Raw genomic sequence first — 12845 nt, forward strand, 5'->3', positions numbered from 1 at the left:
GGTTCGACAGGCTCACCATGAGGGAGAGTGGGGATGCAACGATAATCGTCAGCTTTGCAGATCACAAAGGTTGCAGAACTTGACTCCCTTTCATCACCTCTCTCCCTCATGGTGAGCTTGTCGAACCACGAACCACCACCCCACTCGGTATGATAAACATCCCGCGCTTTGCCTAAACGAACTTTAATTTGACGGATGAGGGGACTCACTCAAAACTATTCTTTCAGTCGCGCGCTGCACGTCTGACTTGGAGAGGCTGCACCGCATGAGAAATGTTTTCCGCCTGTTCGAAACATGGATTGATCCCTATGCCGTTCCCCCGGCAGATCATGTTCCCTCGCGGCCTTTTCCCTTCATCTGGTTTTATGTCCGGCAAGCCAAGGCCGCATTCTTCGCGGTGCTTGTGCTTGGTGGATTGGTGGCGCTGACGGAAGCGGGATTGTTCTGGTTTCTTGGCGGGCTCGTCGATATTCTGGCATCGGTCAACCCGGCTAAGGGTTGGCAGGGGCTGATGCAGGATCATGGCACGTCGCTTCTGTTGATGCTGGCCGGTGTGCTGGTCGCCCGCACGATTATCCTGACGCTCTCCGCATTGGTTGAGGAACAGACCGTTGTTCCGGGTTTTTTCAATCTGGTGCGCTGGCAGGCGCATCTGCATACCTATCGCCAGAGCCTTGCCTTTTTCCAGAATGACTTTTCAGGCCGCATCGTCGCCAAGGTATGGGCGACGGGGCAGGCGGTCGGTGATTTCATGATGACGCTGCTGCAGGCAATCTGGATTTGCATCGTCTACAGCATCACCACCATTGCACTGATCGGTGATCTCGACTGGCGGCTGGCGACAATCGTCATTGTCTGGCTTTTGGCGTTCAGTCTGATCGCCCGCTATTTCCTGCCGCGCGTGCGCCGGGCGGCAGCGGAGACGGCAGAAGCCAGTTCCGTCGTCACAGGGCGGCTGGTCGATGGCTACAGCAATATCCAGACCCTGAAACTCTTCGGCAGTGCGGAACGTGATGATGCCTATATGCGGCAGGGCATGCAGCGCTGGCTCGACGCGATCATTCCGCTCACCCGTGGCCTCAGTGGTATCCGCATTGCGCTGGGTGCAACCAGCGGCGTGATGATCTGCGCGGTAGCCATTGTTTCTATCGATTTGTGGTTGAAGTCTGAGATTTCGCCCGGCGCCATTGCCTTCACACTCGGTCTGGTCTTGCGCCTGAGTATGCTTCTGGGACGGACCATGGCCAACCTCAATGGTCTCCTGCGCAATTACGGTACAATCCAGAACTCGATGGAGCTTCTGGCTCGGCCGGTAACCGTCGTTGATAAACCCAATGCGACCAAGCTGATGGTTCCGGCAGGCGCCATCAAGTTTGAAAATATCGAGTTTCACTATGATAGTTCGAAGCCGGTTTTCGACAATCTCAAGCTCGACGTTCTTCCGGGTGAAAAGGTCGGCCTCGTTGGCCGTTCCGGTGCGGGCAAATCGACACTGGTCAATCTGCTGCTGCGCTTCTACGACGTGCAGGGCGGGCGAATCCTCATTGATGGTCAGGATATTGCGGCAGTGACACAAGACTCATTGCGCTCGCATATTGGCATGGTGACGCAGGATACTTCGCTGCTGCATCGCTCGGTGCGTGATAACATCCTTTACGGGCGGCCCGACGCCTCTGACGAAATGATGCGGCACGCGGTGGAGAATGCGCAGGCGGATACCTTCATCGCCGCCCTGACAGATCCCAAAGGCAGGCAGGGTTTTGATGCCCATGTGGGTGAGCGCGGTGTCAAACTATCGGGTGGTCAGCGCCAGCGTATCGCCATTGCCCGCGTCATGCTGAAAGACGCGCCGATTCTCATTCTGGATGAGGCCACGTCGGCACTCGATTCGGAAGTGGAAGCAGCGATCCAAGACAATCTCTACCGGCTGATGCGCGGCAAAACAGTCATTGCCATCGCACATCGCCTCTCCACCATAGCCGCGCTGGACCGATTGGTGGTCATGGATGAGGGGCGCATTGTCGAGAGCGGCACCCATGAGGAACTCATAGCCGCCAACGGCCTCTATGCGGGACTTTGGGCGCGCCAATCAGGCGGCTTTATCGGCCGGGCATGACATCGTCTGCAAAAGCCGAACAGATTCATGGCCAAAGAGTGGAAAAGGTGTGGCGACTTATCCCTGCGACATCCTGCCCTTGTGCCTCTGTCAGGCTGGACAAGCTCCTGCGACATGCTTAGAAACCACGCAATATGCTGGGGAATCCGCGCGGCTCATTTTGTGGGCCAGTCGTCTATTCTAGTGACAAAGTGGACTCTCCTGCGGCGTTGTTATTCGGAAAGGAACAGGCCCCGTGAGCGCACACGATACGACCGAGCCGACACGGCGTGACTTCCTCTATATTGCGACAGGTATGGCCGGTGTGGTCGGTGTGGGCGCCTTTGCGTGGCCCTTTATCGACCAGATGAGACCGGATGCATCCACGCTGGCAGTCTCGTCCATTGAAGTTGATGTTTCAGCGCTGACACCGGGCATGTCCCTGACGGTCAAATGGCGCGGCAAGCCCGTTTTCATTCGCAATCGTACGCCGAAGGAAATTGAGGATGCGGCCAATGTTCAGTTGAGCCAGCTCAAGGACCCGATTGCACGTAACGCCAATCTGCCGAGTGATGCTCAGGCCACCGACGCGGATCGCGGCGCTGGCAAGGGCAAGGAAAACTGGCTGGTGATGATCGGTGTTTGCACCCATCTCGGCTGCATCCCGCTCGGACAGCAGGGCGATTTCGGTGGCTGGTTCTGCCCGTGCCACGGCTCGCAATATGATACCGCTGGACGCATTCGTTCCGGTCCCGCACCGGAAAATCTGCCTGTCCCGCCACTTTCATTCATTTCCGACACCGTCATCAAGATCGGCTAAGGTTCCAGGGGGAGACACGACATGAGCGGTGGACATTCATCCTATACGCCGAACACAGGTATCGAAAAATGGGTCGATGCGCGACTTCCGTTGCCGCGTCTGATCTATGATTCATTCGTTGCCTATCCTGTTCCGCGCAACCTCAATTACGCCTATGCCTTCGGTGGCATTCTGGCGATCATGCTGGTTTCGCAGATCATCACCGGTGTCGTATTGGCCATGCATTATGCGGCTGATACGGGTCTGGCTTTCAATTCTGTTGAAAAGATCATGCGCGACGTGAATTCAGGTTGGCTCCTGCGCTACCTGCATTCCAACGGTGCATCCATGTTCTTCCTCGCCGTCTGGGTTCACATTTTCCGCGGGCTTTATTACGGTTCCTACAAGGCGCCGCGCGAGCTTCTGTGGATTCTCGGTGTGATCATCCTGCTCCTGATGATGGCAACCGCCTTCATGGGTTACGTTCTGCCTTGGGGCCAGATGTCCTTCTGGGGCGCGACCGTTATCACCGGCTTCTTTACAGCGTTCCCGGTTATCGGTGATCCGATCCAGCAGCTGTTGCTGGGTGGTTTTGCCGTCGATAATCCGACCCTTAACCGCTTCTTCTCGCTGCATTACCTGCTGCCGTTCATGATTGCCGGTGTCGTTGTCCTGCACGTCTGGGCGTTGCATGTGACCGGCCAGACCAATCCGACCGGTATCGAAGTCAAGTCGAAGACGGATACGGTTGCATTCACACCTTACGCGACCATCAAGGACGCGTTTGCGATGTCGATCTTCCTGATCCTCTTTGCCTATTTCGTCTTCTACATGCCTAATTACATGGGCCATCCGGATAACTACATTCCGGCTGACTCGCTGAAGACACCTGCCCATATCGTTCCGGAATGGTACTTCCTGCCGTTCTACGCGATGCTGCGCGCCATCACCTTCAACATTGGACCGATCAATTCGAAACTCGGCGGCGTTCTGACGATGTTCGGTTCGATTGCGATCCTGTTCATCGTGCCATGGCTCGATACATCCAAGGTTCGTTCGGCTGTTTACCGTCCATGGTACAAGCTGTTCTTCTGGATTTTTGTTGCCAATGCCATCATGCTCGGCTGGCTCGGTTCGCGTCCTGCAGAAGGCCTCTACACGCTGTTCTCGCAGCTCGGTACGGCATACTACTTCGGCTTCTTCATCATCATCATGCCGTTGCTGGGTCTGATCGAAACACCGCGCCGCATACCGAACTCGATCACGGAAGCAGTGCTTGCAAAAACCAAGAGCGGCGGTCAGCCGGCTGGTGTTGCGGCGGCTCCGGAAACCAAAGGCTGAGAAACGTGAAGGACTCTCCGATGAAAAAAATCCTCCTCGGTCTCGCAGCTGCCGGTCTTGGTACCATGCTGGCTTTCGGCGGTGTCGCATCCGCCGAAGAAGCAGCCCATAATGCCGCTGAGCCAACGCACTTTCCGATCAAAGAGCCGGAACAGATGAAATGGACTTTTGCCGGTCCGTTTGGTCATTACGACAAGCAGCAGTTGCAGCGCGGTCTGAAGATCTACAAGGAAGTCTGCTCCGCTTGCCACTCAATGAAGCTGGTGCCGTTCCGTTCCCTCACCGAGCTTGGTTACACGGAAGCACAGGTCAAGGCATTTGCCGCGGAATATGAAGTGCAGGATGGCCCCAATGGCGAAGGTGAGATGTTCACCCGCAAGGCAATCCCGGCTGATTATTTCCCGTCGCCTTTTGCCAATGTGCAGGCTGCGGCCGCTGCCAATAATGGTGCTGCTCCGCCCGACTTCTCGCTGATTGCCAAGGCCCGTTCCGTCGAGCGCGGCTTTCCGCAGTTCCTGATCGACATCGTTTGGGGCCAGTATCAGGAAGGCGGACCGGATTATATCCACGCGCTGCTGACCGGGTTTAACCAGACGCCACCAGAAGGCATGAAGATCCCCGAGGGTACGCACTACAACCCTTACTTCATTGCTGCCAAGTCATTGGCCATGGCTGCACCGCTTCAGGATGGTCAGGTGACCTATGATGACGGTTCACCGCAGACGCTGGTGCAGTATTCACAGGACGTTTCGGCATTCCTTATGTGGGCCGCTGAACCACATCTGGAAGAACGCAAGAAGACCGGCTTCCGCGTCATGATCTTCCTCGTTCTGTTCGCTGGTCTGCTCTATGTGGCCAAGCGCCGTATCTGGGCCGATATCGAACATTGATCGATCCGATATATCTGATCCGGAAAGGGCGCTATGCGCCCTTTTCTTTTGTGGGCGGGGTCCATTAGACTGGACCTTGATGCCCGAAAGGCACGAAGGAGCAACGACATGGATTCTACGCTGAAACAGACGCTGATGGATGCCATTCGTAATATTCCCGATTACCCCAAACCCGGCGTGATGTTTCGTGACATCACGACCCTGCTTGGCAACGCACGGGCTTTCCGCCGGGCAATCGATGAGCTGGTTCATCCCTATGCGGGCGGCAAGGTCGACAAGGTTGCGGGTGTCGAAGCGCGGGGATTCATCATCGGCGGCGCCATGGCGCATCAGCTGTCGTCCGGCTTCGTGCCGATCCGCAAGAAGGGCAAGCTGCCGCACGATACGGTGCGCATTGCCTATAGTCTTGAATATGGCGTGGACGAAATGGAGATGCACCGGGATGCCATCGTGCCGGGTGAGAAGGTTATTCTCGTCGATGATCTGATCGCGACGGGTGGCACGGCAGAAGCAGCGGTGAAATTGTTGCAGCAGATGGGCGCCGATATTGTCAGCGCCTGCTTCATCATTGATCTGCCTGACCTCGGCGGCCGCAGGAAGCTTGAAGCGCTCGGCGTCAACGTTCGCACGCTTATCGCCTATGAAGGCCACTAGCGGGCCGCTGTGGCTGTCTATGCCGGCAACAGGATCAGCGCGGCGCTGTTGAACTCCAGAACCTTCTGCTCGTTCTGATTGTAGGCTGCCGATGACATCTGCATCATGGCCCAGCCGGGCCGTGATTGCAGTTCACGGAAACCTGTCAGCGTCCGGGTGAAACGGATCGTGTCACCCGCATAAACAGGCTTCAACCATTTCAGGTCTTCGAAGCCGGGCGAGGGGCCGAATTGCGGTGGCTTTTCGCCGCGCTGCATGGCCGCCTTGATCTGACCTTTCATGTCTTCCACATTCAGGCGCATCCACATGGCTGTCGTGTGCCAGCCGGAGGCGCAGAGCGCACCAAAATTGCTTTTCTTCGCCGCTTCCGGATCAACATGAAAGCGCTGCGGATCGTACTTCTTGGCAAAGGTGACGATCTCATCGGCGGTGAATGTGTGGGTGCCGAGATCGCGTTCGATCCCGATCAATGCTTTAAGAGCTGTACTCATGATGCGGCAGGCTCCCGCAATGTGAACATGCCGGTATTCTGCAATTCGCAAACGATATCGCCGTGTTGATTGAAGATTGCGTGGTGAAGCACAACGAAGCCAAGAGAGGGTTTGGATTTCGATACACGCCGCTCCAGCACTGTACTTTTGCCCGTTAACGTATCACCGGCAAGGACAGGTTTTTTCCATTTGGCAAAGTCTATGCCCGGAGCGCCCTGTGACGTGGAATCGATGAGGTAAGCATCGCACATCATACGCATGAACATGGAAACCGTATGCCAGCCTGATGCGGCGAGGCCGCCAAGAATGCTGGCTTTCCCCGCGGCCTCATCCAGATGGAACGGCTGTGGGTCAAATTGACTGGCAAAATCGATGATCTCACTGGCTTCGACCAATTTCGCGGGCAGCGGCCATTCGCTACCGACCGTGAAATCCTCATAGGCATATCGGGGATTGTATTCGCTCATGCCAACTATAATAGGCATGGGGGAGTTTGGTTCAAGAGTGGAAGATGGTTATGCGCTAAACTTAGAGTGGCGTGTGATGTGGTGGAGCGGTTCGTGGTTCGTGGTTCGACAAGCTCACCATGAGGGAGAGGGGGGATGAAAGGGAGTCAAGTTCTGTACCCTTGAGCTGCAATCTCTGCGATTAGCGTTGCATCTCCCCTCTCCCTCATGGTGAGCTTGTCGAACCACGAACCACGAACCACAAGGCATGCAACACGAGGATGCCACCTCAGACCAGAAAACCCTGAGCCTATGTGTTAAACCGGAACAGCATGATATCGCCGTCCTGCACCACATATTCCTTGCCTTCGTCACGCGCCTTGCCCGCTTCCTTGGCAGGGACTTCACCCCCCAGCGTGACATAGTCGTTATAGGCGATGGTCTGCGCGCGGATAAAGCCGCGCTCGAAGTCCGTGTGGATCACGCCAGCCGCCTGCGGTGCCTTGGAGCCGCGCTCGACAGTCCAGGCGCGTGCTTCTTTTGGTCCCACGGTGAAATAGGTGATGAGGTGCAACAGCTTGTATCCGGCGCGGATCAGACGGTCGAGGCCCGGCTCATCCAGATTCATTGCATCGAGATATTCCTTGGCTTCATCGTCAGGCAACTGAGCGACTTCTGCCTCGATGGCGGCGGAAATCGTCACCGTCTCGGCACCCTGTGCAGTCGCCATTTCCTCAACGGCTTCCGTGTGCTCGTTACCGGTTGCCGCATCGCCTTCAGCGACGTTGCAAACATAAAGCACAGGCTTCGAGGTCAGGAGATTGAGGCCCTGCAGGATGAGGAGATCGTCTGGCGCAATACCGTACAGCATGAAGCGTACTGGTTTGCCACCCTGCAACAGTTCAAGCGCCTGCTCCATAACAGGCAGAACGGTCAGGGCTTCCTTATCCTTGACGCCAGCGCGTTTACGGAACTGCACAATGCGGCGCTCAAGGCTATCCAGATCGGAAAGCATCAATTCGGTTTCGACTGTCTCAGCGTCAGACACAGGATCGATACGGCCTTCAACGTGGGTGATGTCGTCATCTTCAAAGCAACGCAGCACATGCACGACAGCATCGACTTCGCGGATGTTGGCCAGAAACTGGTTGCCAAGGCCTTCGCCCTTCGACGCACCGCGCACCAGACCGGCAATATCAACGAAGCTGATACGGGTTGGGACGATATTGGCCGATTTGCCTATTTTGGCGATGGCCTGCAAACGCGGATCAGGCACAGCGACTTCGCCGGTGTTCGGCTCGATTGTGCAGAACGGATAGTTCGCAGCCTGTGCGGCCGCTGTCTTGGTCAGGGCGTTGAAGAGCGTCGACTTACCGACATTGGGCAGGCCAACGATGCCGCATTTGAAACCCATAATCTGCGATCCTTATTCTTTCTTGCCGAAGAGCTTGTTCAGCATGTCGGCCATCGGGCCGGTTTTTGGAATGTTGATATTTGGCTTTGCCTGACGCGCCTGCCGGATATGGCTTTGACCGGATGGTTTTGCAACCGGATTTGGTTCTTTGTCCCGCTCCGGTTTGTTTCCGCTGCCGGTGGCCACCGCCACACGGTTCATGAAGCCTGCATCGTCCTTCTTGGCAAGGAGAGCCACATTGTCAGCGATAGCGCCAAGCAGCGGCTCGATCCATTCGCCATCCGCCTTGGCGAAATTGCCAAGCACGTGGTTTGTCACCATCTCCTTGACGCCGGGATGGCCGATACCAAGGCGAATGCGCCTGTAGTCCTTGCCGCAATGCGCGTCGATGGACTTGATGCCATTGTGGCCGCCTGAACCGCCGCCCGTTTTCACGCGCAGCTTACCCGGTGGCAGATCCAGTTCATCATAGATGACGACGAGATCGCCGAGTTCCAGCTTGTAGAAGCGCATGGCTTCACCGACGGACTGGCCTGATAGATTCATGAAGGTCTGGGGCTTGATCAGGATGATCTTTTCGCCGTCGATAACACCATCGGCGATCAGTGCCTGGAATTTTTTGGTCCAGGGAGAAAAACGATGGCGACGGTGTATTTCATCCGCCGCCATGAAACCGATATTGTGCCGGTTTGCAGCATATTGGGAGCCAGGATTGCCAAGACCTGCGATGAGCAGCATGGTACCAAAGCTCCCAATAGAGACGATTACTCGCCTTCTTTTTCTGCCGTTTCAGTCGTTTCAACCGCAGCTTCAACGGTCTCGTCTTCAGCAGCGAGAACAGCAGGAGCAGCAATCGTGGCAATGGTGAAGTCACGATCGTGAATAACCGATGTTACGCCCTTTGGCAGGGTAACAGCGGAAATGTGGATCGAGTCACCAATCTGCAGACCGGTGAGATCAATATTGATCGCATCGGGAATTGCATTTGCCGGAGCATGCAGTTCAACGTCGTGACGAACGATGTTGAGAACGCCGCCGCGCTTGATGCCTGGGGACAGTTCTTCGTTGAGGAAGTGAACAGGGACGTTCACGTTCACAACCGACTTTGCCGACACGCGCAGGAAGTCCACATGCACAGGCTTGTCGCTGATCGGATCAAGCTGGTAGTCCTTTGGAAGGACCTGAATGGTCTTGCCATCCAGCTGGATGTTCGCGATCGTGGTCTTGAAGCCGCCGCCGTGAATCTTGTAGTACAGTGTCTTGTAGTCGAGGGTAATCGAGATTGGTGCCTGCTTGTCACCATAGATGACTGCTGGCACTTTACCGTTGCGGCGAATTTCCCGGGAGGACCCCTTACCAACCCGTTCGCGCGCCTCGGCCTTGAGCTCGTATGCTTCGCTCATGGCATTTCCTTTCGAGGTTCAAATCTGGAGTGTTTTCCGTTTATCCGTAAGGATGGCCCAAAAAACATGAAGCGGTCGCATGGTCATCCGGAACCGGATGAAATGACCGCCCCATTCCGCGTTGCCTCCAAGGGTGTCTACGCGGATGGCGGCTCTATAACGGAAAGAGACGCCATGTGCAAGTTTGTTGCTTGACCAAGGCGCCGTGAAAGTCTGTCATCCCATTGTCATGGGCGCTGTTTACCGCAGCTTGGCAGAACAAGGGCAGGCAATGGCTGGGACAATAGCGCTGGAACCGCAAAAAATCGAGGCGCGGGAAGCGTTTTACACATTTGGGAAAATTGGTCTTTTGTCCTTTGGCGGTCCGGCCGGACAGATTGCCATGATGCACCGCGTGCTGGTCGATGAAAAGAAATGGATCAGCGAGGAGCGATTCCTGCATGCGTTGAATTTCTGCATGCTGTTGCCCGGCCCCGAAGCCATGCAGCTTGCAACCTATCTCGGCTGGCTGTTCCACGGCGTGAAGGGTGGTGTCATCGCCGGGCTGCTGTTCATCCTGCCGGGTGCATGTGTGATGCTGGCGCTGTCGGCGCTTTATGTCAGTTTTGGTCATGTCCCCTTGGTGGAAGGGCTACTCTTCGGTCTCAAAGCCGCCGTTCTGGCTATCGTGCTTGAAGCGGTGATCAAGGTCGGCAAACGGGCTCTCACCGATTATACCGCCTATGGCATTGCCGCCTGCGCGTTCATCGCCATTGCCCTGATCAAGCTGCCATTTCCTCTGGTTATCCTGATTGCCGGTCTCTTCGGATTTCTGCGCTATCGCTTGACTAATAAATCGTCCCCGTCCTTGCCGGACGACACCATTCCAGACCCCGCAGCGCGGGGTGCCCTCCAATCTGCCATGGTCTGGACTGTGCTCTGGCTGGGGCCGCTTGCCATCCTGCTGCTGGCGCTCGGTCAAGCCAATGTCTTTGCGGCGCAGGCGGCGTTTTTCTCCAAGATGGCCGTCGTGACCTTTGGCGGTGCCTATGCGGTTCTCGCCTATGTGGCGCAGCAGGCGGTTGATTATTATGGCTGGCTTAAACCGGATGAAATGCTCACCGGCCTCGGATTGGCGGAGACCACGCCCGGCCCGCTTATTCTGGTGCTGGCCTTTGTCGGCTTTGTCGGTGGGTCGCGGCTATCAGGGTTTGACCCGCTCACCGGCGGACTGCTCGGCGGGCTAATTGCGCTGTGGTTCACCTTCGCGCCGTGTTTTCTGTGGATTTTTGCCGGTGCGCCATTTGTTGAACGTTTGCGGCATGTGGGTTGGCTCAAGGCGTCACTCGCCGCGATAACCGCCGCCGTCGTTGGTGTGATCGCCAATCTTGCCGTCTGGTTTGGGCTGCATGTGCTGTTTGGCACGTTTCAGGAGATGATGTTCGGCCCGCTGCATCTGCCAGTCTTGGATTTGTCCGCATTCGATTGGGCAGCATCAGCCATAGCACTGGGTGCAGCAATCGCGCTGATCGCCTTGCGACTCAATCTGCTTGTGGTACTCGGACTTGCAGCGCTCGCCGGAATCCTGATCCGGCTCGCTTAGTCGAACAGGCTGGATACCGACTCTTCCGCCGCCGTGCGCGAAACCGCTTCGCCGATCAAATCGGAAATCGACAGGACGCGGATATTGTGTGCGGATTCGATGGCAGGCGTTGGCTGGATGGAATCGGTGATCACCAGTTCCTTCAGCTTCGAGCCGGCGATACGGGCAACAGCGCCGCCTGACAGCACGCCGTGGGTAATATAGGCAGTGACGCTGGTTGCGCCTTTGGCAAGCAGCGCTTCGGCTGCATTGCAGAGCGTGCCACCAGAATCAACGATATCGTCGAACAGCAGGCAATCCTTGCCAGCGACGTCACCGATAACATTCATGACTTCGGACTCGCCCGGACGATCGCGGCGCTTATCGACAATGGCGAGCTGTGCATCGATGCGCTTGGCCAGCGAGCGGGCACGGACCACACCGCCGACATCAGGTGATACGACCATGACATTTGATGTGCCGTAATGGGCGCGTACATCACTGGCGATAACGGGAACGGCATAGAGATTGTCGGTGGGGATATCGAAGAAGCCCTGAATCTGACCGGCGTGCAGATCAAGCGTCAGCACACGGTTTGCACCGGCTTCGGTGATCAGATTGGCAACCAGCTTGGCGGAAATCGGGGTGCGGGGACCGGCCTTGCGATCCTGACGGGCATAGCCGAAATAGGGAAGCACCGCGGTGATGCGCTTTGCCGAGGAACGGCGGAACGCATCAATCATGATGAGCAGTTCCATCAGGTGATCATTTGCCGGGAAGGATGTTGACTGCATGACGAAGACATCTTCGCCACGGACATTTTCCTGAATCTCTACGAATATCTCCTGATCGGCGAAGCGTCGGACGCTGGCCTTTCCTAGCGGAATGTTGAGATATTTGGCGACAGATTCAGCGAGAACACGATTGGAATTGCCCGCGAATAGTTTCATGCCCGTATTTTCCCCGGTGCCAGCCAAGTGAAGGATATGGCGGGCCTTGTACTGTGCCTGACGCACATTGCAAGCGGGCAGGGCAGATTCATGCACAGTTCCTCGCTAATATCGGGTCAAACGCGTAAATATGTCACGTCTTGGTGCCGTTTACCCACTTCAGATAACCATCGATGGCCTTATCGGCGATTGATTCCATAACCTTTGGTGGCACGGTGCTCCACGGATCGGTCCCATTACCAGGAACAACTTCCTGTCCCTGGATGCGATGCAACCGTGTTCCAGCCGGATCGAGCACGTCCCAGACATAGATGATTGTTGTCTGGTTGCCATCGGGCAGGGCGGAGAAATAACCCTTCATGATGTGCGTATTATCCGTATCGGCAGCGGTGCCTAGAACAATGCCCTTGGCTTTGGCGAGTGCCGACAGGCGCTGCGAGAGTGGAGTTGCCGCGGTGATCGGCGCGCCGACAATGGGGGCGAAACGCAGCTTTGCCGTGCGCGAAACGCCCGGTTGTGCTGCTCCTGATGCTACGGCGGCGCCCGCTGCCGGTACCGTTGTTCCGGGCTGAACTGCTGCCGGTGTTCCTGTTGCCGTGGCTGTTGGGGTTGTCGTGGTTGTCGTCGCCGGATTCGTGCCCGGGGTAACCGTCCCGGGCGTTGCCGTGCCTTGGGCTGCCGGAAGATCGCTCTTCGTTACGGCAATCGGTGTTTCGGCGCTGTTGCAGGCGCTGAGGCCAAGAGCCGCCAGCGCCACGCAGATATAGGTCAATGATTTGCGAGACATCATCTTTGGTAGAA

At 56.5% G+C, this 12845-nt stretch carries 15 protein-coding genes; 7 read left to right on the top strand and 8 right to left on the bottom strand.

Annotated features, from left to right (window positions below; all coding sequences use genetic code 11):
- Positions 1 to 209: hypothetical protein (locus AB4Y96_RS08940; RefSeq protein WP_441916752.1), on the bottom strand; the 209-nt coding region annotated here is incomplete at its 3' end.
- A gap of 56 nt (positions 210 to 265) precedes the next feature.
- On the opposite strand from AB4Y96_RS08940, the gene AB4Y96_RS08945 reads away from it, so the two are divergent.
- From AB4Y96_RS08945 to AB4Y96_RS08965, 5 genes are all read left to right on the top strand, one after another.
- The gene (locus AB4Y96_RS08945; protein WP_441916754.1) at positions 266 to 2116 is read left to right on the top strand and encodes an ABC transporter ATP-binding protein; all 1851 of its coding nucleotides are present in this window, start codon (positions 266 to 268) and stop codon (positions 2114 to 2116) included.
- A gap of 235 nt (positions 2117 to 2351) precedes the next feature.
- The gene (petA, locus tag AB4Y96_RS08950; RefSeq protein WP_091878016.1) at positions 2352 to 2915 is read left to right on the top strand and encodes a ubiquinol-cytochrome c reductase iron-sulfur subunit; all 564 of its coding nucleotides are present in this window, start codon (positions 2352 to 2354) and stop codon (positions 2913 to 2915) included.
- Between the two features lie 21 nt (positions 2916 to 2936).
- Complete coding sequence (locus AB4Y96_RS08955) at positions 2937 to 4235, top strand: cytochrome b (protein ID WP_091878015.1); 1299 nt, start codon at positions 2937 to 2939, stop codon at positions 4233 to 4235.
- 20 nt (positions 4236 to 4255) lie between these two features.
- Positions 4256 to 5125, top strand: a complete 870-nt coding sequence (locus tag AB4Y96_RS08960) for a cytochrome c1 (protein WP_091878014.1) — start codon at positions 4256 to 4258, stop codon at positions 5123 to 5125.
- Between the two features lie 108 nt (positions 5126 to 5233).
- Positions 5234 to 5779, top strand: coding sequence for an adenine phosphoribosyltransferase (locus tag AB4Y96_RS08965; RefSeq protein WP_441916757.1), 546 nt, complete (start codon positions 5234 to 5236; stop codon positions 5777 to 5779).
- 17 nt (positions 5780 to 5796) lie between these two features.
- On the opposite strand, the gene AB4Y96_RS08970 is transcribed toward AB4Y96_RS08965, so the two are convergent.
- The 5 genes from AB4Y96_RS08970 to AB4Y96_RS08990 form a co-directional block, all read right to left on the bottom strand.
- Entirely contained in the window at positions 5797 to 6270 is a 474-nt protein-coding gene (locus tag AB4Y96_RS08970) for a MaoC family dehydratase (protein ID WP_441916759.1), read from the bottom strand.
- Positions 6267 to 6737 carry a MaoC family dehydratase gene (locus AB4Y96_RS08975; RefSeq protein WP_441917009.1) on the bottom strand — a complete coding sequence of 157 codons (471 nt, stop codon included), beginning with the start codon at positions 6735 to 6737 and terminating at the stop codon, positions 6267 to 6269. The genes AB4Y96_RS08970 and AB4Y96_RS08975 overlap by 4 nt, the downstream gene beginning before the upstream one ends.
- 289 nt (positions 6738 to 7026) lie before the next feature.
- Complete coding sequence (ychF, locus tag AB4Y96_RS08980) at positions 7027 to 8130, bottom strand: redox-regulated ATPase YchF (RefSeq protein ID WP_441916761.1); 1104 nt, start codon at positions 8128 to 8130, stop codon at positions 7027 to 7029.
- A gap of 12 nt (positions 8131 to 8142) precedes the next feature.
- A complete protein-coding gene (gene pth, locus AB4Y96_RS08985) occupies positions 8143 to 8868 on the bottom strand; it encodes an aminoacyl-tRNA hydrolase (RefSeq protein WP_441916763.1) in 726 nt (241 codons plus the stop codon).
- 26 nt (positions 8869 to 8894) lie between these two features.
- Positions 8895 to 9533: a 50S ribosomal protein L25/general stress protein Ctc gene (locus AB4Y96_RS08990; RefSeq protein ID WP_091878008.1), complete on the bottom strand. Its 639-nt coding sequence runs from the start codon at positions 9531 to 9533 to the stop codon at positions 8895 to 8897.
- A 66-nt stretch (positions 9534 to 9599) separates the two neighbouring features.
- Here AB4Y96_RS08990 and AB4Y96_RS08995 point away from each other — a divergent pair, with 66 nt between their 5' ends.
- Entirely contained in the window at positions 9600 to 9728 is a 129-nt protein-coding gene (locus AB4Y96_RS08995) for a hypothetical protein (RefSeq protein ID WP_441916765.1), read from the top strand.
- A gap of 76 nt (positions 9729 to 9804) precedes the next feature.
- Positions 9805 to 11115, top strand: coding sequence for a chromate efflux transporter (chrA, locus tag AB4Y96_RS09000; protein ID WP_441916767.1), 1311 nt, complete (start codon positions 9805 to 9807; stop codon positions 11113 to 11115).
- On the opposite strand, the gene AB4Y96_RS09005 is transcribed toward chrA, so the two are convergent.
- Both AB4Y96_RS09005 and AB4Y96_RS09010 read right to left on the bottom strand, forming a co-directional pair.
- Complete coding sequence (locus AB4Y96_RS09005) at positions 11112 to 12044, bottom strand: ribose-phosphate pyrophosphokinase (RefSeq protein WP_091878006.1); 933 nt, start codon at positions 12042 to 12044, stop codon at positions 11112 to 11114. The two genes, chrA and AB4Y96_RS09005, sit on opposite strands and share 4 nt — an antisense overlap.
- A gap of 133 nt (positions 12045 to 12177) precedes the next feature.
- The gene (locus AB4Y96_RS09010; protein ID WP_441916770.1) at positions 12178 to 12834 is read right to left on the bottom strand and encodes a hypothetical protein; all 657 of its coding nucleotides are present in this window, start codon (positions 12832 to 12834) and stop codon (positions 12178 to 12180) included.
- Between the last annotated feature and the right edge of the window lie 11 nt (positions 12835 to 12845).

Source organism: Phyllobacterium sp. TAF24, from assembly GCF_052113785.1.
In the GTDB taxonomy this organism is placed as follows: domain Bacteria; phylum Pseudomonadota; class Alphaproteobacteria; order Rhizobiales; family Rhizobiaceae; genus Phyllobacterium.

Excerpts from the sequence above, each read along its gene's own strand:
- pth (WP_441916763.1), bottom strand. The coding sequence starts at position 8,868 with ATGCTGCTCATCGCAGGTCTTGGCAATCCTGGCTCCCAATATGCTGCA.
- AB4Y96_RS08975 (WP_441917009.1), bottom strand. The coding sequence starts at position 6,737 with ATGAGCGAATACAATCCCCGATATGCCTATGAGGATTTCACGGTCGGT.
- AB4Y96_RS09005 (WP_091878006.1), bottom strand. The coding sequence starts at position 12,044 with ATGAAACTATTCGCGGGCAATTCCAATCGTGTTCTCGCTGAATCTGTC.
- AB4Y96_RS08955 (WP_091878015.1), top strand. The coding sequence starts at position 2,937 with ATGAGCGGTGGACATTCATCCTATACGCCGAACACAGGTATCGAAAAA.
- ychF (WP_441916761.1), bottom strand. The coding sequence starts at position 8,130 with ATGGGTTTCAAATGCGGCATCGTTGGCCTGCCCAATGTCGGTAAGTCG.
- AB4Y96_RS08995 (WP_441916765.1), top strand. The coding sequence starts at position 9,600 with ATGAAGCGGTCGCATGGTCATCCGGAACCGGATGAAATGACCGCCCCA.
- AB4Y96_RS08960 (WP_091878014.1), top strand. The coding sequence starts at position 4,256 with ATGAAAAAAATCCTCCTCGGTCTCGCAGCTGCCGGTCTTGGTACCATG.
- AB4Y96_RS09010 (WP_441916770.1), bottom strand. The coding sequence starts at position 12,834 with ATGATGTCTCGCAAATCATTGACCTATATCTGCGTGGCGCTGGCGGCT.
- chrA (WP_441916767.1), top strand. The coding sequence starts at position 9,805 with ATGGCTGGGACAATAGCGCTGGAACCGCAAAAAATCGAGGCGCGGGAA.
- AB4Y96_RS08970 (WP_441916759.1), bottom strand. The coding sequence starts at position 6,270 with ATGAGTACAGCTCTTAAAGCATTGATCGGGATCGAACGCGATCTCGGC.
- AB4Y96_RS08990 (WP_091878008.1), bottom strand. The coding sequence starts at position 9,533 with ATGAGCGAAGCATACGAGCTCAAGGCCGAGGCGCGCGAACGGGTTGGT.
- AB4Y96_RS08945 (WP_441916754.1), top strand. The coding sequence starts at position 266 with ATGAGAAATGTTTTCCGCCTGTTCGAAACATGGATTGATCCCTATGCC.
- AB4Y96_RS08965 (WP_441916757.1), top strand. The coding sequence starts at position 5,234 with ATGGATTCTACGCTGAAACAGACGCTGATGGATGCCATTCGTAATATT.